The organism is Robertmurraya phoenicis (assembly GCF_047302285.1).
In the GTDB taxonomy this organism is placed as follows: domain Bacteria; phylum Bacillota; class Bacilli; order Bacillales; family Cytobacillaceae; genus Robertmurraya.
Map to the genome: position 1 here is coordinate 272961 of NZ_CP154845.1, position 19917 is coordinate 292877.

Annotated in this window: 20 protein-coding genes and 1 pseudogene; 14 read left to right on the forward strand and 7 right to left on the reverse strand. The window is 39.6% G+C overall.

Going from position 1 to position 19917, the window contains the following annotated elements:
• Nucleotides 1-47 precede the first annotated feature (47 nt).
• Nucleotides 48-932 carry a LysR family transcriptional regulator gene (locus AA0X71_RS01235; RefSeq protein WP_413358289.1) on the reverse strand — a complete coding sequence of 295 codons (885 nt, stop codon included), beginning with the start codon at nt 930-932 and terminating at the stop codon, nt 48-50.
• Nucleotides 933-1201: 269 nt separating this feature from the next.
• Between AA0X71_RS01235 and AA0X71_RS01240 the strand changes: the two genes are divergently transcribed.
• The 5 genes from AA0X71_RS01240 to AA0X71_RS01260 are packed head-to-tail and all read left to right on the forward strand — an operon-like array spanning nt 1202 to nt 6237.
• Nucleotides 1202-1594: a VOC family protein gene (locus tag AA0X71_RS01240; RefSeq protein ID WP_413358291.1), complete on the forward strand. Its 393-nt coding sequence runs from the start codon at nt 1202-1204 to the stop codon at nt 1592-1594.
• Between the two features lie 60 nt (nt 1595-1654).
• Nucleotides 1655-2749, forward strand: a complete 1095-nt coding sequence (locus AA0X71_RS01245) for a TAXI family TRAP transporter solute-binding subunit (protein WP_413358293.1) — start codon at nt 1655-1657, stop codon at nt 2747-2749.
• A gap of 23 nt (nt 2750-2772) precedes the next feature.
• Nucleotides 2773-4725 (forward strand): TRAP transporter permease, encoded by a 1953-nt coding sequence (locus AA0X71_RS01250; protein WP_413358295.1) that lies wholly within the window; start codon nt 2773-2775, stop codon nt 4723-4725.
• Between the two features lie 29 nt (nt 4726-4754).
• Nucleotides 4755-5864: an amidohydrolase family protein gene (locus AA0X71_RS01255; RefSeq protein ID WP_413358297.1), complete on the forward strand. Its 1110-nt coding sequence runs from the start codon at nt 4755-4757 to the stop codon at nt 5862-5864.
• 4 nt (nt 5865-5868) lie between these two features.
• Complete coding sequence (locus tag AA0X71_RS01260; protein ID WP_413358299.1) at nt 5869-6237, forward strand: Rieske (2Fe-2S) protein; 369 nt, start codon at nt 5869-5871, stop codon at nt 6235-6237.
• Between the two features lie 105 nt (nt 6238-6342).
• Here the strand turns inward: AA0X71_RS01260 and AA0X71_RS01265 are convergent, their stop codons facing one another.
• Together AA0X71_RS01265 and AA0X71_RS01270 are read right to left on the reverse strand one after the other, a co-directional pair.
• Complete coding sequence (locus AA0X71_RS01265; RefSeq protein ID WP_413358301.1) at nt 6343-6495, reverse strand: hypothetical protein; 153 nt, start codon at nt 6493-6495, stop codon at nt 6343-6345.
• Nucleotides 6485-6658 (reverse strand): Fur-regulated basic protein FbpA, encoded by a 174-nt coding sequence (locus AA0X71_RS01270; protein ID WP_413358303.1) that lies wholly within the window; start codon nt 6656-6658, stop codon nt 6485-6487. Before AA0X71_RS01270 ends, AA0X71_RS01265 begins: the two co-directional genes overlap by 11 nt.
• Nucleotides 6659-6909: 251 nt before the next feature.
• Between AA0X71_RS01270 and AA0X71_RS01275 the strand changes: the two genes are divergently transcribed.
• The 9 genes from AA0X71_RS01275 (at nt 6910) to AA0X71_RS01315 (ending at nt 17041) form a co-directional block, all read left to right on the forward strand.
• Nucleotides 6910-7248 carry a MerR family transcriptional regulator gene (locus AA0X71_RS01275; RefSeq protein WP_019154079.1) on the forward strand — a complete coding sequence of 113 codons (339 nt, stop codon included), beginning with the start codon at nt 6910-6912 and terminating at the stop codon, nt 7246-7248.
• A 404-nt stretch (nt 7249-7652) separates the two neighbouring features.
• Nucleotides 7653-8888, forward strand: coding sequence for an IS110 family transposase (locus tag AA0X71_RS01280; protein ID WP_413356132.1), 1236 nt, complete (start codon nt 7653-7655; stop codon nt 8886-8888).
• Nucleotides 8889-9366: 478 nt separating this feature from the next.
• A complete protein-coding gene (locus AA0X71_RS01285; protein ID WP_413358305.1) occupies nt 9367-11088 on the forward strand; it encodes an ABC transporter ATP-binding protein in 1722 nt (573 codons plus the stop codon).
• Nucleotides 11089-11101: 13 nt separating this feature from the next.
• Nucleotides 11102-12835 (forward strand): ABC transporter ATP-binding protein, encoded by a 1734-nt coding sequence (locus tag AA0X71_RS01290; RefSeq protein ID WP_413362428.1) that lies wholly within the window; start codon nt 11102-11104, stop codon nt 12833-12835.
• Between the two features lie 67 nt (nt 12836-12902).
• Nucleotides 12903-13796, forward strand: a complete 894-nt coding sequence (locus AA0X71_RS01295; RefSeq protein WP_413358307.1) for an NAD(P)/FAD-dependent oxidoreductase — start codon at nt 12903-12905, stop codon at nt 13794-13796.
• A 23-nt stretch (nt 13797-13819) separates the two neighbouring features.
• Nucleotides 13820-14296, forward strand: a complete 477-nt coding sequence (ybaK, locus tag AA0X71_RS01300) for a Cys-tRNA(Pro) deacylase (RefSeq protein ID WP_413358309.1) — start codon at nt 13820-13822, stop codon at nt 14294-14296.
• A 110-nt stretch (nt 14297-14406) separates the two neighbouring features.
• Nucleotides 14407-15210 (forward strand): ABC transporter permease, encoded by an 804-nt coding sequence (locus AA0X71_RS01305; protein WP_413358311.1) that lies wholly within the window; start codon nt 14407-14409, stop codon nt 15208-15210.
• A 4-nt stretch (nt 15211-15214) separates the two neighbouring features.
• Entirely contained in the window at nt 15215-16021 is an 807-nt protein-coding gene (locus AA0X71_RS01310; protein WP_413358313.1) for an ABC transporter permease, read from the forward strand.
• Nucleotides 16022-16036: 15 nt separating this feature from the next.
• The gene (locus tag AA0X71_RS01315; protein WP_413358315.1) at nt 16037-17041 is read left to right on the forward strand and encodes an ATP-binding cassette domain-containing protein; all 1005 of its coding nucleotides are present in this window, start codon (nt 16037-16039) and stop codon (nt 17039-17041) included.
• A 354-nt stretch (nt 17042-17395) separates the two neighbouring features.
• Here the strand turns inward: AA0X71_RS01315 and AA0X71_RS01320 are convergent, their stop codons facing one another.
• The 4 genes and pseudogenes from AA0X71_RS01320 to AA0X71_RS01335 form a co-directional block, all read right to left on the reverse strand.
• Nucleotides 17396-19153: an ABC transporter ATP-binding protein gene (locus AA0X71_RS01320; RefSeq protein ID WP_413358317.1), complete on the reverse strand. Its 1758-nt coding sequence runs from the start codon at nt 19151-19153 to the stop codon at nt 17396-17398.
• 49 nt (nt 19154-19202) lie between these two features.
• Nucleotides 19203-19481, reverse strand: coding sequence for a TipAS antibiotic-recognition domain-containing protein (locus AA0X71_RS01325; protein WP_413358319.1), 279 nt, complete (start codon nt 19479-19481; stop codon nt 19203-19205).
• A gap of 48 nt (nt 19482-19529) precedes the next feature.
• Nucleotides 19530-19670 (reverse strand): hypothetical protein, encoded by a 141-nt coding sequence (locus tag AA0X71_RS01330; protein WP_413358322.1) that lies wholly within the window; start codon nt 19668-19670, stop codon nt 19530-19532.
• A 24-nt stretch (nt 19671-19694) separates the two neighbouring features.
• Nucleotides 19695-19901 (reverse strand): annotated as a pseudogene (locus tag AA0X71_RS01335) (MerR family transcriptional regulator); the annotation flags it as partial.
• Between the last annotated feature and the right edge of the window lie 16 nt (nt 19902-19917).

A 19917-nucleotide genomic window follows, 5' to 3' on the forward strand; every position in this document is an offset into this window, starting at 1 on the left:
GATAACCACTGTTATTGACTTTTCGGGCATCTGTAACTAGCACACGATTAGATTGGATGCTGTAACACAAAATCTCGAAAGGTCTTCGCAGATAATAAATGGTTTTGCTTCGGAATGGCTAATCCCGTAATTCTTCTTATCGATGTATTGAGTGAAACAATACTAAATTGTGAGTTGGTGTTTAACAAGGAACGGGCGAGTCTAGCTGAAAAGAAAGAGATCCCCATACCACCTTCCACTAATCCACAAATGGTTTCTGAATGATAGCTTTCTAAAATAATATTAGGGTTAAAGCCAGCTTCGTGACATGCTTGGATTAAAGTGTTTTGCAATCCTTTACTTGCTTTAATAAGGAGAAATTTTTCCCCTACAAGTTCGGAAAAGGAAACTTTCTCTCTTTTAGCTAAAGGATGTTCATTTCCTACGATGACAACTAATTCATCATCTGTCACTGGATAGAAATCAAAGTCGATATCAGAAATATAGGGGTAGGTTATAAAAGCAACATCAATCTCAGATGTTTGAAACTTTTCAAATAACTTATCACTATTGGCTTCAAGGATCTCAATGTTAATCCCAGGATACTCTTTTTGGAAGTTCGCAATAATCGCTGTAATTCCTAAATGAGTAATCGTGGAAATGGCACCAATTCTTATTCTTCCCTTTGAAAGGTTTTGATGTTCAATCATCGTTTGTTTCGCTTTATCAATTTCAGCTAATATTCGTTTTGCATAAATAAGGAAGTCTTCACCAGCTGAACTTAAAGCTACTTTTCTAGTAGTTCTGACGAAAAGCTCGATGCCAAGCTCTTTCTCAAGTTTTCTAATTTGGTCAGAAAGAGTAGACTGTGAGACATTTATTTCATTGGCAGCTAAGGAAAAGTGACGATATTTCTCAAGAGCAATTACATATTCGAGTTGATGTATTTGCATGATATCCCCCTTAAAAATAGAACTACTTCTACTAGTAATTTAATATGCATCCAGTTTATTAACAAGGTAATCAACTTGCGAATGAGGTTAATTAATCGTTTTTAACTATAAATGCAATCGTTAAGACCGTTTGTATATATGAATCATATGTTGTAAATTTATAAATAAGAAATTTCAGAAAATAATAAATATTAATAAGAAGGGAGAGAACAAGTCACTTTTTGCTTGAAAATCCATTCATTTAAGAAAACGTTTTCTAAATAAGGTAGGTGTATAAATTGAAGATTGATAGTATCGATCATATTGTGCTAACAGTGAAGAATCTTGAAAAGACGCTCTTTTTTTATAAAGAAACTTTAGCTATGGAATTGACTAGATATGGTGAAAAAGGGATTGGCTTAAAGTTTGGTCAACAACAAATTAATCTACATGAAGCTGGTACTACAATCGAACCAAAGGCCTTAAATCCGACTCCTGGATCTGCCGATCTCTGTCTCATTACAACAACACCTATTAAAAAGGTAGAAGAACACCTGTTAACGCGAGGGATAAGCATTGAGTTAGGTCCGATTCATAGAAATGGTGCATTAGGAATGATGAATTCCATATATATTCGAGATCCAGATGAGAATCTTGTGGAGATTGCTGAGTATTTCGAATGAAATGTAAGCGTTATCTTTTGAGGCTGTTTCAATGGTAAAACTTGTTGAGGGGGAAAGTCGATGAAAAAGTCAAACTGGTGTTATGTTTTTGTATTTATTCTTTTGATTTTTGTGCTTGCTGCCTGTAGTGAATCCGGAACAGAGCAAGTTGATTCAGGCAACACAGGAACTGTAGATGAAAATCAAAACAATGGAAATGGCGGAGAAGAAGCTGAATTACCTGATGTTGTTTCCATTGTTACTCATGCTCAAGGTGGAGGGTACCATACAGTTGGTTCAGGATTAGCTTCAGTTATTTCTGATAACACACCAATTCGAGCAATTGTTCAGCCGACTGCTGGTCCAAACGCATGGATGTCTGATATGGCTGCAGGACGAGTGGACTTTGGGTTAATTGCGGGTCCAGATGCAGCATGGGCACAATCTGGTGGACCAGGTTTTGATAATGCAACAGAGAATCTTCGCGTATTATTTGGCGGTCCACTTCTTAGTAATAGTGGTTTAGCTGTAAGAGAAGACAGTGGAATAGATAGTTTAGCAGACTTAAAAGGTAAGAGAGTTGGAAGTGATTACGGAGGGAACGTCTTCTCAGATTTGATTGCTGAAGCATTACTAGCATCAGCGGGATTAACATGGGATGACGTAAAAGAGGTTCCTGTACCTGATACAAATACAGCTTTAACAAGTTTACAAAATGGAGCTGTTGATGCAGTTATAGCTGCTAGCTACACTTCGCCAAATACGATGGAAGTGCATCAGGCTGTAGGCTTAAAGATCCTTCCTTTTGCTGACTTAAAACCAGAAGACATCCAAGATGGTTTACCAGATGATTTACAAGCGATAATGGATGATTTGTTACCAGGGGTGTTCTTACATCCGGCACCAGGTGGTGAAGGAATTCTGACAGAAGATACGTTACTTCCATCTTATGAAATGTTTATGGTTGCGACGGAAGATACGAGTCCTGAGACGGTCTACACGGTATTAAAAGCGATCTGGGAAAACTCAGAAAAAATGCATGATATTCACCCGTGGACAGCGAATTTATCACCAGATAATATGGCTACTACGAAACCACCGATCCCTTATCACGAAGGAGCGGTTAAATTTTATAAAGAGATCGGTGTATGGACGGATGAACATGAGAGTAACTGATAATTGGCTAGGGGAGGTTGCGTATGAGTAATAAACCAGAGCAAAACTTTAATCGTTATCGAACCTTAACAGGTATTCCGAGAGTGATACAGGCCAGTCTTTTTATTGGAACGGTACTATTAGGCTTATCGTTTATCTTGAATGTGCATACCTACCTTGGCTTATCACTTTATAGTGAACAATGGATTGGCGTGTTTATCAGCTTGTTTTTAGTGAGTACATTCCTTTCCCTCCCATTAAATAAGCGAGTCGCTAATGACTCGCTTCCTTGGTACGATATCGTTCTTTGCGTGCTTTCACTACCTGCTGGTATTTGGATTGCGATAAATTATCCAAAACTTGTTTTAACATTAGGGGAAGTAACGGCAGAGAGAACGATATTAGCGCTTTTGACCATTCTATTAATCCTTGAAGCAGGACGTCGTCTAATCGGAAAGATATTGGTCATTATCCCGATTGTATTTATTTTATATGGGGCCTATTCCTCTTATTTACCTGGTTCCTGGTCTGGGTTACCAATCTCTTGGGGGAAGTTATTAACGTATCTTTACCTGGATCCGAACAGTATGCTGAATCTACTTGGGATGGCCGCCACGATTGGTCTAGCATTTATTTTCTTCGGCCAAATTCTTTTGAAATATGGAGGCGGAGACGCCTTAACAAATATTGCTCTCCTCTTTTTTGGAAGAACTCGTGGTGGCCCAGCAAAAGCCGCAGTTGTCGGTTCAAGTTTAGTAGGAACAGTTGGGGGAGCCCCAGTGTCCAATGTATTCTTGTCAGGTAGTGTAACAATTCCATTGATGATAAAAAATGGCTACTCTCGTCGATTTGCAGGAGCAGTTGAATCGGTCGCTTCTTCTGGCGGGCAAATTATGCCACCTGTAATGGGGATAGCTGCATTTATGATTGCAGAGCGCTTAGGTATTCCTTATGCGAATGTTGCTTTAGCTGCTCTCATCCCAGCTATTCTTTTCTATGTCGCTGTCTTTGTTCAAGTTGATTTAGAAGCTGGAAGACACGGACTTAGAAAAGTTCAAAAAGAAGATATGCCAAAAGTCAAACAAACATTGAAGGATGCATGGCCTGTTGCTATTGTCATCGCCGTGTTAATCTATACGATTTTCATTATTCGCTTAAATCCAGCAACAGCGGGTGTGCTTTCAGGATTAATCGCAATTCCGATTTTCGCCTTAAAAAAGGAAAATCGAGTATCTTTCTTTACTCGTTTAAAAGAGGCTGTTGAAGGAACGGGCCGATTAATTTTAGATGTCACGAGTGCATTGGCAGTTGCGGGGTTAGTAATGGGGGTTATTTCTGTATCTGGACTAGGGTTCACATTTGGCTATCTCCTCGTACAAATTGGAAATCAAAGTTTAATTTTATTGCTTCTGTCAGCGGCGGTAGGTTCTATTATTCTTGGAATGGGAATGCCATCAGTAGCAGCATACGCTTTAGTGGCTACATTAGTTGCTCCTGCTTTAGTTGACTTTGGCATTATTCCAATAGCTGCTCATCTATTTATCTTTTATTTTGCAATCGTTTCTAATTTCACACCACCGATTGCCTTGGCTGCCTTTGCAGCAGCTGCTATTGCTGAAACGTCACCGATGAAAACGGCATTAACAGCTACCAGGCTAGGAATGTTAGCTTATATCATTCCCTTTATCTTTGTTTATGATCCAAGTTTAATCATGCAAAGCACATTGGGGGATACCCTATTATCGTTTGCGACAGCTGTCCTCGGTACAATTATTATTGGAGCGGGGCTTACAGGGTTTTTATTTAAGAAAATAAATTGGGGAACGAGAATAGGTACGTTCATTGCCGGTGTGCTGATGCTTTACCCTCTGAAAGGAGCAGATTACACGGCAATCATTAATGTAATTGGGTTTGCTTTAGCCTTTATCATCATTGTACTTTCGCTCACCCGTCGGTCAAAACAGTCAGCTACAAATATAGAAGCAGAGAAAGTTTAATAAGAAGGAATAAGAGAGGAGAATGTGTGATGGCAGAAAAGGAAGCGCCTCAATTAATTGATACGGATATTCATAATGACTTTAAGGAATTAAGTGAATTGTTACCATATTTACCGAAAGCTTGGCACCAACAGTGGTTGGAAAGTGGAATTAATTTTTCCGGTTATTATAGTCCTGTTGGGGTGAGACGTAAGGATGCAAATCCTCCAAATGGGGGAGTAGCTGGATCGGATCCAGAGTTTCTTTTAGAACAGCATATATATAAATATAATGTCGATTATGGGATTTTAACAGGAACCCCTGGGATCTTAGGTGTTTCCCTTCATCCTGATCTCGATTATGGCAATGCGATTGCACGTGCCTACAATGATCACCTAGTTGATACATGGCTTAAGGTTAGTCCAAGATACAAAGGGTCGATATTAATCAATCCTTCAGATCCAGTCGCAGCCGTAAAAGAAATTGAAAGAATGGCCCAACATCCAGATATGGTGCAAATTATTATGAGTAGCGCAGGGCGGAATTTATATGGGCAGCGGTACTATCACCCGATTTATGAGACGGCGGAAAGATATCGTTTACCTGTTGCGATTCACCCAGGAGTGGAAGGTCGAAGCATCGCTGGACCTCCTACAGCATCTGGATATCCTACTCGTTATCTAGAGTATCACAACATTATTCCAACAAGTTTTATGGCTCACATCAACAGCCTTGTTTGTGAAGGGGTATTCGAAAAGTTCCCTAATCTCATTTTTGTTGCCATTGAGGGAGGAATTAGCTGGCTACCTCAATTAATGTGGAGAATGGACAAAAATTATAGGGCATTAAGGGATACAGTGCCGTGGTTAAAGCATTTACCATCCTATTACATTAAAAGGAATGTTCGCTTTACGACTCAACCAATTGAAGAGCCTGAAAACCCGAAATTTCTCACACAGATTTTTGAAATGGTTGGGGCAGATGATATGGTCATGTTTTCATCGGATTATCCTCATTGGGATTATGATAACCCAGGTATGGTTCTATCAGGTTTACCACGGGAAATGCGTACGAAAATTAAATCGACTAATGCCATTGAGGTTTATGGTTTAACGAGTAAAGTGCAAGAAGATGAGACGACGAATGTAGTTGGAGGTTAAGATGTTGACGGATAACAAAAAGACGAAACAAAGTGTAGCGACGATTGAAGAAGTAAAGGAAAACGGCAAAAAAATAGTAAACGTAAATGGTCAAGAAGTGGGGATATTCTATGTTGATGGTGAATTCTATGCATGGAGAAATTTCTGTCCACATTTTGCTGCTCCAATTTGTGAAGGAAAAATCACAGGGACTCGTCTAACGTCGGATGTTTATGAATATAACTATGGAAAGGACGGCCAAATTATTCGCTGTCCTTGGCATGGCTGGGAGTTTGATTTAAAGACTGGGGAACATTTAGTTGACGTTACAGTAAAGCTGCGTGGGGTTCCTTTGGAAATTGATGAAACGCATATCTATGTTTATTCTAGATGACTTACGATAAAAGGCCACCCTCGAGTTTAGGGTGGCCCTTTATCGTTTTTGGGGGATGGAACTCTAAATGAGGAATCTCAATACCGTAAAATTCCTTCTTTTGCTCTACACTACCTTCTGGCTATTCTGTACTCTACGAAGTAGCTCGTCGGCGCGCTCTCCTGCAGCTTCCGCAAAGTTTTCCCAAATTTGATCTCGTAATATATCTAATTCAACAATTTTTTTTGCTAAATCTATGACATCTTCTTTATTGGCCATTTTTAATTACTCCCTTCTTTTTATTTGATAACTTTTTATATTCAACTTCGAGCTCTGTTAATGTTAATGATTGGATCTCTTCTTGTTTGAAAACCCCTGTATTCATCAATACTGAAATGACATGCTCCCTTCTTTTTTGCACCGCATTTCTCAGTACTGGCATGCGCTCTCACCCTTTTTTTGTTTTTCCCCTAGACTAATATTTTGGAAGTCAATTGACTTTTCTCATCCTTTTTACTATGTGTTTTCTTGTATATGTAAACATTGTATGGAGGTTTACACATTAAATCACCTCTTTTGTTATATAATCTTACGTTGTTTTTTATTTTATGTAAGAAAATCTAACAAAACACTAAAGATTTTTCGGAATTCGATATATAATTAGAATAAACAAACAACTCGAGGGGTGAAGAGATGAAAGAAGACCCTTTATATAAGAATAGAAAGGTAATCACAATCGGTGTAGTTAGTGAGTTAACTGGTTTATCAGAAAGGCAAATAAGATACTACGAAGAAAGGAAGCTAATTTTTCCAGAAAGAACGGAACGAGGAAATCGAAAATACTCATTCTCAGATGTAGAACGATTAATTGATATCGCTAACAAAAGAGATGAAGGTGTCCGGACTTATGAAATCAGACAGGAAATGTTGAAAAATAAAAAGAAAGAGGATGATGCAAAGATTCGTAATCAGATGCTTCGAGGGCAAATTAATGCCAGATTCGGGGTTCAAAATCCAAAAGGGAAAAATTAAATACGCGTCAGGACTAAAAAGGCTCTAGCTAGATTGCTAGGTGCTTTTTTTATTGTCTGGGAATTTATAAATTCCCTCGACTTGTGGATAAAACGTTCGTATAAACGGTAGTAGTATCGGTATGAAAAAATAACAGGAAAAATCAAACATGACCTAATGGTCACCGCGAGATATGAAAATTGGTATGGTGTACAGCACACGAATGAATTATATTTCCATTTTTTTGTCTAGACTATTAGTAACAGATTAAAGGCCGTCGGAATATTGGAGTTTTTAAACCCGAGGAAAAATCCGGCCTATTGCACTTACGAGTACCGCCGATTGTTGCCTCGAGCACGTGTATAAAACTACAACTACTTAAAAGTGTATAATCTGTGAGTCTATTAATGAAAAGAGGAATCTTCATGGATGCTATTCGAAAATGTTGTGCTGGTTTAGATGTTCATCAAGAATCGATTACGGCTTGTATTTTGAACAGTCCATTAGATCGAAAACCTAAGCCGTTAATCAAGAATTTTGGAACCACAACTCCTGAGTTACTTCAACTGCAAGATTGGTTAGCAGAACACAAATGTACGGAGGTAGCTATGGAAAGTACCGGTGTTTATTGGAAATCGGTATGGAACATTCTTGAATCATCTTGTCAACTCACGCTTGCCAATCCAGCTCACATTAAAAATATGCCAGGGCGTAAGACTGATATCAAGGATGCTCAATGGATCGCTCAACTGCATCGATGTGGTCTCGTTCAAGCGAGCATGGTACCAACTCAGGAGATTCGAGATTTACGAGACCGAACGCGCTATCGTCAAAAACTTGTCCATATGATTACATCCGAAAAGAATCGTATTCACAAGTTATTACAAGATGCCAACATCAAACTAACTACGTTCGTTTCTGATTTGTTTGGCGTTTCTGGACGGGCTCTTCTAGAAAAACTAATGAATGGCGAAGTGCTAGACGAAGAACAAGTACGATCCTTGGTTAAAACAAAACTGAAGAAAAAGGTTCCTCAATTACTAGATGCTTTAAATGGAAAGGTACGATTGCATCATCGAGAAATGATCCGTATGCACATGAACACCATCATTTTTTTAGAAGAACAAGTGACACATCTTGAGAAATCCATTCAAGAACTACTGAAACCATACGAAGAAGAAGTTGAACTCCTGGATACGATTCCTGGCATTAATACTGATGTCGCGGCGTGCATCATTGCAGAAATCGGAACCAACATGGAGCTATTTGAAACAGAAGCCCATCTAGCTTCATGGGCTGGAATATGTCCAGGAAATAACGAAAGTGCAGGTGTAAAAAAAAAATCGAAGTCCCGTAAAGGGAACAAGCATTTAAAAGCGATGCTTTGTCAATCCGTTTGGGCAATAAATAGAAAAAAAGATTGTAGAATCACAGCGTTCTTTCATCGAGTAAAGCGACGACAAGGGGAAAAGAAAGCAGCTATCGCAACCGCTCATCTCTACCTTCGCATCATTTATCACATCTTATCAGATAAAGTAGAGTACAGTGAATTAGGCACGCATTATTTACCAAATAAGAAAGAAAGAACGTTAGAACAATTAAAAAAACAAATAGAAAAAATGGGTTATGCGATACAGTTAGAGCAAGTACAAACCAGCTAGCTGCCTATAACCCATTTTTAAAAAGTACAATTTTAGACCTTAGGGGGTCTTTTTTTGCTTTTTTTGAGCAACCAGCATCAATTTTCGTATAAATTCCGCTTAATGAGCAACCTTCATGAAAAAGAGCCGAAATAACAGGAAAAATTCCTGCTATTCCCTCAAAAAATGCCAAAATAAACGATTTTGCCCTCCATAAGCGGAAAATCTTCCGTTATTTCCCCTAAAAGGGTCTTCATTGAGGAGATAACAGGAAAAATTCCGCTTAAGGGTGAGAGATGTTTGGATCGAATTAGTCAAACCGGAAGCTTCCTACATTTTGTAGGTGCTTTTTTGGGGTCTAAATAAATTTAGGAAACCGAAGGGTATCGAAAATAATGAATTTTTGGTAAAATTGGTAAATCAAATATGCTAAATCGGATGCATTTTTGTTGGTGAGAAGGTGTCCATTACAGCAGAGAAGATTTACGGGGGAAGACGGATGAAATTACTGTTTAGATTTGTTCAACCATACAAATTAGCGATGTGGATCGCCCTATTTTTTACCGTGCTGGAGCTGGCGGTCGAGCTGTATCAGCCCGTTATAATGGCTACCATCATTGACGAAGGAATTGTCGCGGGCAACCTTAATGTTGTTTATTTGTGGGGAAGTGTATTGTTAGGCTCCTCGCTAATTGCTTTTGCTGGCGGGATTATCAATTCCTTTTATGCTGCTCAGGTAAGTCAAGGAGCAGGTTACGGAATACGTAAGGAGTTATTTCATAAGGTTCAAGAATTCGCGTTCCATCAATTTCAAAAGTTTCCAACCTCATCACTGATAACACGTTTAACGAATGATGTTACGCAAATTCAAAACTTCATTTTTATGGGGCTTAGGATTGCTTTGAGAGCGCCTTTATTTATTCTCGGCGGCATCATTATGGCGTATATGGTGAATGTAAAACTAGCTCATATTTTACTCATAACAGTGCCTATTTTATTGTTGATCACCCTCTGGCTCTTGAAAAAAGGGGTCGTTCTATTTCAACGAGTTCAACAAAAATTAGATTCATTGAATCGGGTTATTCGCGAGAATTTATTAGGGATTCGACTAGTAAAAGCATTTACAAGAGAATCGTTTGAAGAGAAGCGCTTCACTAAGGTGAACGCATCCTTAATGGGTGACAATAAAAAAGCGTTAAGGATTATGGAACTGACGATGCCGATTCTGATGCTGGGGATGAATGGGGCGATCATTCTTATCCTTTGGCTTGGACATAAGGAGCTTGGGGTTGGTGCTACTCAAGCGGGGGAAATCGTCGCCGTCATTAATTATGCCACACGGATTATGTTTTCCTTTACGGTTTTCTCCTTTTTAATGATGAATTATTCTAGAGCGAAAGCCTCTTCGGCGAGGATAACGGATGTACTCGAGGAAGAAACAGATGAATGGAAGCAACAACGCTCGACAACAGGGGAAATGGATGGTCATATCGAGTTTGATAAAGTCTCCTTTCGTTATAAGGATGACTTCGTCTTAAAAGATCTTTCTTTTTCGATCAAAGCGGGTGAAACAGTTGGGATACTGGGGGAGACTGGTTCGGGGAAATCATCGCTATTTCAATTAATCCCAAGGTTATATGAGGCAACATCTGGAACGATCTACATTGATAGGAAGAATACGAAATTGATGGACGTAGAAAGTCTTCGTCAACAAATCGGCTTAGTTCCTCAAGAGGCCCATCTATTTTCTGGGACAATACAAGATAATATTCGTTGGGGGAAAGAGGATGCGAGTTTAGAAGAAGTAATGGAGGCGGCCAAGCAGGCAGAAATCCATGATTTTATTATGAAATTACCAAATGGTTATGATACTTTGATTGGCCAACGAGGGGTTAATTTTTCCGGTGGCCAAAAACAAAGGCTTTCGATTGCAAGAGCGCTTGTTAGAAAACCTAGCATTCTCTTGTTAGATGATAGTACAAGTGCTTTGGATGCTCGAACGGAAGTGAGCATTCTAGGTACGTTAAAAAAACAGTCATGTACGATTTTGTTAATTGCTCAAAAAATTAGTTCTGTGAAGGAAGCTGATTCGATTCTCCTCCTCCATGAAGGGAAGCTTGTCGCAAAAGGGAATCACCGTGACCTTCTAAAGGAAAGTGGCTATTATCAAAAAATCTACTCATCTCAGTCAGAAGAGAAGGAGGCTGGTTGTGTTGGCTAAAAAAGCTCAGAATATGAACGGTACTTTGCGAAGAATGTGGAGCTATATGGCCAAAGAGAAAGGCCTCTTCCTTCTTGTGATGGTCATGATTATCATCAGCTCTGTTCTTTCCTTAATCGGACCCTATTTAATGGGCCTTGCTGTAGATGGGGTGCTAGCGGGTTGGGCTGGAAGTGAATTGCTCCTGATGCTTACCTGGCTTATACTTATCTATTTGCTCCAGTCAGGGGCGGTCTTTTTCCAAAATTATTGGATGATCGGAATTGCTCAAAATGTTGTCTTCTATATGAGAAATCAATTATTCTCCCATCTACAAAAGCTACCGATTCCTTTTTTTCAAAAGCGTCAACATGGGGAATTGATGAGTCGCTTAACAAATGATATGGAAAATGTCAGTAGGACTCTTAATGGAGCGGTTATCCAAGTGGTCACAAGTACATTAACGTTAATTGGAACGATTGTGATGATGTTGTGGTTAAGCCCATTATTGACAGTGCTAACATTGTTAATAGTGCCGGTATTGTTTGCTGGAATGAAGTGGATTACCAATCGCACTGGGGCTTATTTTAAAGAACAGCAAAAAAATCTTGGAGATATGAATGGGTATATTGAAGAAACGATCTCCGGTCAAAAAATCATCAAAATGTACTCGCAGGAAAAACGGGTCATTGATGAGTTTGAGATTAAAAACGAAGAGCTTAGAACCTCTAGCTATTGGGCTCAAGCTTATTCAGGGTTTATCCCGAAATTGATGAATATGTTAAATAATATTAGCTTTACGATCATTGTCGGGATAGGCGGTATTTTAGCGCTTAAGGGCGCTGTGTCAATTGGAGTGATCGTTACCTTCACAACGTATTCAAGACAGTTTACCCGTCCTTTAAACGATTTGGCGAATCAATTTAATATGATTCTTTCTGCTGTTGCTGGAGCCGAACGTGTTTTTCAAATCATCGATGAAAAGGTAGAAGGAAAAGATGAAAACGAGGCAAAAACAATTTCCTCTTTAAAAGGAGATATCGTTTTTGATCAGGTTTCTTTCTCCTATGAGGAAGAAGTGGCGACCCTCCAACATGTTTCTTTCCATGCCCCGCCAGGAAAAACGGTGGCCCTTGTTGGTCCAACGGGTGCTGGGAAAACGACTGTTATTTCCCTCTTGTCCCGTTTTTATGATGCGGATGAGGGAGTCATTTATGTCGATGGGATTGACATCCAAAGTATCACAAGGCAAAGCTTGAGAAGACAAATGGCCTTTGTTCTTCAGGATTCAGTCCTCTTTCGTACGACAGTAAGAGAAAATATTCGCTACGGCAAGCTGGAAGCAACAAATGATGAGTTAGTGGAGGCTGCTAAAGGCGCTAATGCCCATGATTTTATCATGAAACTACCAGATGGCTATGATACCGTTTTGACATCAGAAGGAAGTGATTTAAGCCAAGGACAAAGGCAGCTTCTTTCGATTGCGAGAGCGATGCTTGCTGACCCCAGTCTCCTTATTCTTGATGAAGCGACGAGTAGCATCGATACGATAACAGAAATGAAAATTTCAGAAGCATTGAGCAAGCTGATGGAGGGAAGAACGACGTTTGTTATTGCTCATCGCCTAAATACGATTCAGCATGCTGATTTAATTCTTGTTTTAAAGGATGGAAAGGTGATCGAAAAAGGGACGGACAAAGAGCTCATGGAGCAAAATGGCTTCTATGCTGATTTAGTGCAGACGCAGCGCCAAAAGGGCGCAGTTTAAATATAGACATATTCAATCTCCTCTCGGGAAAACTATAAAGCAACCTTGTTCGAAAGGAGATTTTTTCTTGATTTATGATTGTGTCATTATCGGTGGGGGCATTGCTGGCTTACAAGCAGCGATACAATTAGGGAGATATCAGCATCAAGTACTGGTCCTTGATGCTGGGGTTGGCCGTTCAACATTGTGTAGGAGCTATCATAATGTATTAGGTTACCCAGATGGTGTGAGTGGAGAATATTTACGGACGATTGGAAGGAAGCAAGCTGAAAAATTAGGCGTGGAGTTTTTCCTCGGAAAAGTGGAGTCGGTGGAAAAACAAGGTGAAATCTTTTTTCTCCACACTCAAAATGGTGATTCTTTTCAAGGAAAGCGACTCTTGCTGGCTACAGGAGTCATGGATCGGTTACCTGACTTACCTTCTCTGATTCCGTGTCTTGGCTCTAGTGTATATGTGTGCCCTGACTGTGATGGGTATGAAATAAAGGACCAGAAGACTCTCGTTCTTGGCTCAGGAAACGTAGGGGCAAATATGGCCTTAACGCTGTCTTATTGGACGGAGCAATTAATCTATATTAATCATGAACAAAAGCCTGTCGACGTTGAACTAATTAATAAGCTTCATGAAAAACAAATTGGTTACTATGCTAGCCCCATTTTGGAATGTATAGCAGAGGGGGAGCAATTTCAAGGGGTAGTCCTTCAAAATGGAGAGAAGCTAGTTGCGGATCATGGATTTGTTGCCTTTGGTGCGAATGAAGTAAAATCACAACTAGCGAAGCAACTTGGTGTGGAGCTTTTGGAGAATAAGCATATTGTCGTTGATCCTCGATCGAAAATGACCAATATCAAGCATGTGTGGGCGGCAGGAGATGTAGTCGCGCATTCTGAACAAGTTACGATCGCTTTAGGAGATGGCTCTCAAGCAGCGATTTGGATTCACAAATCGTTAATGGAATAAATAGAGAAAAGAAGGTTTTGTGGGTGAAGGTGAGTAAAACGAATGCAATGCGAATATTAGATAAGAAAAAGATCGGGTATGAGCTTTTGGTCTATGAAAATAAAGATGGGAAAATTGACGGCCTCTCTGTTGCTGAAAAGATTGGAAAAGATCCGGCGAGGGTTTTCAAAACATTGGTCGCACAGGGAACAAGTAAGGAACTCTATGTTTTTATCATTCCTGTAGCAGATGAGCTTGATTTAAAAAAGGGAGCAAAGGCAGCTGGCGAGAAAAAGATCGAAATGATTCCTGTGAAGGACATTCAAAAGTGGACTGGGTATATAAGAGGTGGTTGCTCACCAGTCGGGATGAAAAAAGCATACCCAACCTTTATTCATGATAGTGCTCACGAACTTGAGAGAATACTGGTGAGCGGCGGAAAAATCGGCCTTCAGATCGAACTAAACGTAACTGATTTACAGAAAACAACTGATGCGAAAATTGTTGATTTAATTAAATAATGGATCCTTTCATAAAAATGGCTATCTGATGGAGGATAGCCATTTTTATTTTGAATGTGTTAGAATATGGAATAGTCTTAAAAATCAAAATTGTTCTTGAGGTGCGAAGAATGAGTCGTTGGAGCATGTATTGGACATTTACAAAAAAAGCTTTTCTCCGCTCATCCGTCTATCGTTTTGAAGTTTGGTCGCGAATGGGATCCAATATCATTTTTCTCTTAATGTGGGGTTCGATTTGGACCGCTCTTTATGCAGGGCGAGACGAAGCTGGGGGAGTTACCTTTGCGGCAATGCTGACTTACATAGTTGTGAGTCGCTTTCTAGATGGAGTCAATGAAGCAGGGACACCATTATGGGAAATTCAAGAGAAGGTGCGAACAGGGGATATCTCTCTTGAATTAATGAGGCCATTTGATGTGCCATTACGCTATTTGTTTGCCGATTTTGGGAGCGTTGCCTTTTATATGATGACGGCGCTTTTGCCTCTTTATATCATCCTCTTTTTCTTTTTAGACCTAGCGCTGCCAAGCGATTGGATGACATGGGTTTGCTTTATTATTTCTGCATTTATTGGGTTTTTGATTCGCTATTGTGTCGAAATGACATTTGGATTACTGACCTTTTTCTTGGTGGAGACAGGAGGGATTGAGGATGTTTTCTACTTTGCGATGTCCTTGCTTTCCGGTTCAGTCATTCCTCTCTGGTTTTTCCCAAGCTGGCTTGAAACGATCGCTGTTTATTTACCCTTTCAAGCTATCTTTTTCATGCCGATTTCCATTTTTATTGGAGAGACGACAGGGAGTCAAGTATTGGCTACATTAGGACTTCAGTTCTTTTGGTTAGTCGTATGCTACCTCATCTTAAGAATGGTTTGGAATCGGGCATCCCATAAAGTGGTTGTTCAAGGGGGATAAGGACATGACGATCGTAAAATACATAGGATTATATTTTACTCTTGTTGCCGCTGGAATTAGAGCGCAGCTTCAATATCGCTTTGCATTTGTTATGAGAATCATTGGCATGATCACGGCCTATACCGGAACGGCTGTCACGATGTGGGTCATGCTCTATCAATTTCAAACATTAGGAGATTGGAATTTTTTTGAGATGCTCTTTCTCTTTGCGTTATCGATCCTTTCTTGGGGATTTTGTATTATCCTCTTTTTCCATTTCCGAAGTCTTGATACGTATATTTTAAATGGAACATTTGACCGTTTCCTTGTCCGACCACTTAACCCTTTTTTTCACTTTATGGCCATGAAGTTTGACATCGCATCGTTCGGGCAATTTCTTTTTAGTATCATCGTGTTTGTCATTGTTAGCTTTCAATTGCAGCTCGATTGGACTTTTGGAAAAATACTATTTCTCTTAGGGGCGATCGTTGGGGGTGTATTGATCCAAGGGGGGCTTCTTGTTATGATTTCAGCACTCGCCTTTTGGACGACGAAATCGGAGCAATTTTATTGGGTTGCGATGTTTCCTGCACGAAATTTAACCAACTACCCGCTCGCTATTTATCCTAAGTTCATTCAATGGATTACCGCTTTTGTCATTCCATTTGGCTTCGTTAATTATTTTCCGACGACGGTGATTTTAAATAAAGAAACGCCCTATTTTCCAGATTATATCGGCTATTTTTCCCCAATTGTTGGGGTGGTGTTTTTCACCATCGCCTATTTTATTTGGATGTTAGGATTAAGTAGATATAAGAGTACTGGCTCATAAGAAGGACGTGAGAAGATGTCGATTATTGAAGTAAACAACCTACAAAAAGAATTTATGATTGCTAAACGTGAAACAGGACTAATCGGAGCAATGAAAAGCTTGATTAAAAGGGAATTCATTAAAAAAGAAGCAGTGAAAGATATTAGCTTTTCGATTGAAAAAGGGGAAATGGTTGGCTATATCGGTCCTAATGGAGCAGGGAAATCTACAACGATAAAAATGCTCACAGGAATTTTAGTTCCGTCAGCTGGTCAAGTCATGGTCAACGGGATGGTTCCATATGAAAATCGTCAGGAAAATGCGAAAAACATCGGAGTGGTTTTTGGACAACGGACTCAGCTATGGTGGGATCTACCGACAATCGAATCATTTGAGTTATTGAAGGCAATTTACCGTGTTTCCGATCAGCGCTACAAGGAAAATATGAATACCTTTCAAGAAATTCTCGGTCTTGATGAATTTCTAAATACACCAGTAAGGCAGCTCTCTCTTGGTCAAAGGATGAGAGCCGATATTGCCGCTTCTTTGCTCCATGATCCTCCGATTCTATTTTTAGATGAGCCGACAATTGGCCTCGATATTGTCGCGAAAGAGAAGATGCGGACATTTATTCAAGAGATTAATAAAGAAAAGCAAGTGACCGTTATTTTAACGACCCATGATATGGAGGACATTGAAAAGCTTTGTAAACGAATGGTTCTCATTGATCACGGTCAAAAGGTCTATGATGGGGAAATCCTTGCGGTGAAGGAACGCTTTGGGAAAATGAGGACTCTAGTCGTCGATTTGGAGGATGCCGATCAATCTCTTATAGTAAGTGGGGGAGAACTTTGTAAGCAAGAGGGCAATCGTTATTGGCTGCGCTTTAATCGAAATGAGGTATCTGCCTCTGATTTGATTACGCAAATCTCACAAACCCATAATATTAAAGATTTGACCGTTGAAGAACCGGATATTGAATCGATTATTAGTCGAATATACCAAGAGGGATTTCATGAGAAACAAACTGTGCAAGTGTAGAAGATTGGTAAAGCGCCTTAACCACTTTTACTGTTCCTAAAAAGAGGAACCAACCGCCATAAAATTAAGCGGAAAATTTCCGGTTATATGCCTTAATGGAGTTTGTTTTTGGGGAAATAAGCGGAGTTTTTCCGCTAATGAAGACCAGAATGGCTTATTTTTATGTTTTTGGAATTGATAAGCGGAATTTCTCCTGTTATTTTGGCACTTTTTACTGATATTTTCTACTTAAGCGGAAAATCTTCCGTTATTGGTCAAGGAACTAACAACCGTAAAATTATTTGCCACCTGTTTTTTGAGAAGACCAAAAAAACTCCCACCATTTAGTGTGGGAGTCGTGAATTTGGGACATCCTCATGATGATTGGTGGTTCAGTTCATTTTTGAGTTGTTGTTCTGCTAATCTTTTATACAAGCTATGCTTCTGAAGGAGCTCACGATGTGTACCAATGCCAGTTACTTCTCCGTGCTCTAATATAATGATTTGATCCGCATCCACAACGGTTGAAAGGCGATGAGCGATAACGAGAGTGGTTCTGCCTTCCATCAAAAGATTCAGTGCTTTTTGCACAAGTTCTTCTGATGCACTATCAAGATTGGAAGTGGCTTCGTCAAGAAGAAGAATCTTTGGATCCTTAATTAAGGCTCGTGCAATTGCAATCCGCTGTCTTTGACCACCCGATAATTTAATTCCTCTTTCGCCAACTTCCGTCTCGAACTTTTGAGGAAGGCGTTCAATGAATTCTGCCGCATTTGCTTGTTTTGCCGCATCGAGAACCTCTTGATCAGACACTTTGCGATCAAGTCCGTACGTAATATTATCTCGTATCGTACCAGACATAATGGGACTTTCTTGAGAGACATAGCCAATTTGTCCTCGCCATGAAGATAGGTCAAATACTTCAATGGAATCGTCGCCTAATTGGATTTCCCCTGCTGTTGCTTGATAAAAACGTTCTAATAAAGCAAATAAAGTCGTTTTTCCACTTCCACTTGGCCCGACAAAGGCGGTTGTTTTCCCGGATGGAGCGACAAAAGAAACATTTTTTATAATCGGATCATGTTCTTTATAGGAAAAAGAAACATCATGGAAAATAAGAGGTTTAGTCGCATTTTTAACCGAAACACCATTGGCTGATGGTTCTTGGGGAATGGACAAGATCCCTTGAATGCGTTCGGTTGCCCCCATAGCTTTTTGGAAGGCAGTAAAAAAGGTAGCCATTTGGCTAAAGGGAACAACAATTTGAAACATGTAAATAATAATCGCCACGAGTGAACCAGCAGATAAGGCACCAGAAGCGACACGCACACCCCCGTAGCCAATAAGGACAATGAGAACAAGCATGATAATAAACGTCATAAAGGGAGAAATCACGGCGAGAATACGAGCTTCCTTTAATCCATATTGAAACAAATGGCGAATCCCTTTCGCTCCTTTTTCTTTTTCAGCATCCTCGGCATGGTAGGCTTTAACGAGCCGAATATCGGCAAGAACCCGACCTAAATTGGCTGTGAAATGGGCCATCTCGTCTTGTGTAGACTTGGAGATTTTGTACATTTTTTGCCCGAGTGGCATAATGACAACAATAGCAATAGGGACAGAAGTAATCATGATCAGTGTCATTCTCCAGTCGATAATTAATAGAATGGCGACTGCTCCAATAATAGAAATAATCCCAGTGACAAATGTGATTAGATGTTGGGTGATCAACGTTTTCACTGTGTTTGTATCCTGTGAGACACGACTCATTGTTTCTCCTGATTGATGCTCATCAAAATAGGAAATGGGCAAGTGGATAATATGATCCCAAAGTCGTTTTCGAATGGAAGCAACAATCGATTCGCCGATATAGGTCATGAAATAATAGGAAAATCCAGATGAAATCGTTTGGACGACAAATGCCAGCCCGAGTAAAACTATCAAAGAGATTTCAAGGGCGGATTGAGCGAGCTGATCGACTAATGATCGGGTGAACAAAGGGAGAACAAGCCCCGCAGCTGTTTCCAGTAGAGCTAATGTAATGGCAAGAACAAAAATTCCTTTTGGTGGATGGGTGCTCTTAAGCAGCGCCCAAAAAGATTTTACATGATTAGTGCTCATTTTTTCTTCCATTAATCGTAATCCCTCTATTCTGCAAATTAATTTTCATGCCTTTGAAAATCTATTCCTCCACTACTTTTGAAAAAGGAAGTGGAACTAGCCACTCTTCGTCATCTATTTCGACATCTTTAATCTCTTCTAGAAAATGAAGGTCACCGCTTGTTAATTCAATGATTAAATCAACTTGCTGTTCGATTAATGATTGCACCTTACTAGATTCAGGATCAGTTCCATACAGTTCTTTCAATTCCGATAATATTCTAACTGTTTCTTTCTCAATTTCCTGTTGTTTTTCATCCGAACTACTATAAATTTGCTCAACTTTTTCCTCATCAAACAATTCGGATAGTAACTTTTTTATGCTCTTTTTCCATTTGAATTCCGTTAATTAATGTATAAAGATCGAAGCTTCGACTTCCTCATGGTGATCAACCACATATAAAGCATGATCCAATGCTTTAATGACCTGTTCAAGCTGCTTTTTTTGCTCAACCATCGCTTGTTTTTGTAAAGAAAGAGATTCCCTCAAATCCCACTTTTCTGAGCGGAGAAAGACCTTTATTTCTTCAAGTGAGTAACCAAGGAATTTTAAAGTTGTGATTTTTTGTAACGTAATAAGGTTCTCCTCTGTGTAAAATCTTCTCCCCTTGTCTGAAATAATTGTAGGTTTAAGAATGTCAATTTCATCATAATAATGCAGCGTTCTTACTGTTAATCCTGTCTTTTTTGCGAATTCCCCAATGGAATATGTAGTAACTATCTATTATCCCTCCTAT

Excerpts from the sequence above, each read along its gene's own strand:
- AA0X71_RS01235 (WP_413358289.1), bottom strand. The coding sequence starts at position 932 with ATGCAAATACATCAACTCGAATATGTAATTGCTCTTGAGAAATATCGT.
- AA0X71_RS01245 (WP_413358293.1), top strand. The coding sequence starts at position 1,655 with ATGAAAAAGTCAAACTGGTGTTATGTTTTTGTATTTATTCTTTTGATT.
- AA0X71_RS01250 (WP_413358295.1), top strand. The coding sequence starts at position 2,773 with ATGAGTAATAAACCAGAGCAAAACTTTAATCGTTATCGAACCTTAACA.
- AA0X71_RS01255 (WP_413358297.1), top strand. The coding sequence starts at position 4,755 with ATGGCAGAAAAGGAAGCGCCTCAATTAATTGATACGGATATTCATAAT.
- AA0X71_RS01265 (WP_413358301.1), bottom strand. The coding sequence starts at position 6,495 with ATGGCCAATAAAGAAGATGTCATAGATTTAGCAAAAAAAATTGTTGAA.
- AA0X71_RS01270 (WP_413358303.1), bottom strand. The coding sequence starts at position 6,658 with ATGCCAGTACTGAGAAATGCGGTGCAAAAAAGAAGGGAGCATGTCATT.
- AA0X71_RS01275 (WP_019154079.1), top strand. The coding sequence starts at position 6,910 with ATGAAAGAAGACCCTTTATATAAGAATAGAAAGGTAATCACAATCGGT.
- AA0X71_RS01280 (WP_413356132.1), top strand. The coding sequence starts at position 7,653 with ATGGATGCTATTCGAAAATGTTGTGCTGGTTTAGATGTTCATCAAGAA.
- AA0X71_RS01285 (WP_413358305.1), top strand. The coding sequence starts at position 9,367 with ATGAAATTACTGTTTAGATTTGTTCAACCATACAAATTAGCGATGTGG.
- AA0X71_RS01290 (WP_413362428.1), top strand. The coding sequence starts at position 11,102 with ATGAACGGTACTTTGCGAAGAATGTGGAGCTATATGGCCAAAGAGAAA.
- AA0X71_RS01305 (WP_413358311.1), top strand. The coding sequence starts at position 14,407 with ATGAGTCGTTGGAGCATGTATTGGACATTTACAAAAAAAGCTTTTCTC.
- AA0X71_RS01310 (WP_413358313.1), top strand. The coding sequence starts at position 15,215 with ATGACGATCGTAAAATACATAGGATTATATTTTACTCTTGTTGCCGCT.
- AA0X71_RS01315 (WP_413358315.1), top strand. The coding sequence starts at position 16,037 with ATGTCGATTATTGAAGTAAACAACCTACAAAAAGAATTTATGATTGCT.
- AA0X71_RS01320 (WP_413358317.1), bottom strand. The coding sequence starts at position 19,153 with ATGGAAGAAAAAATGAGCACTAATCATGTAAAATCTTTTTGGGCGCTG.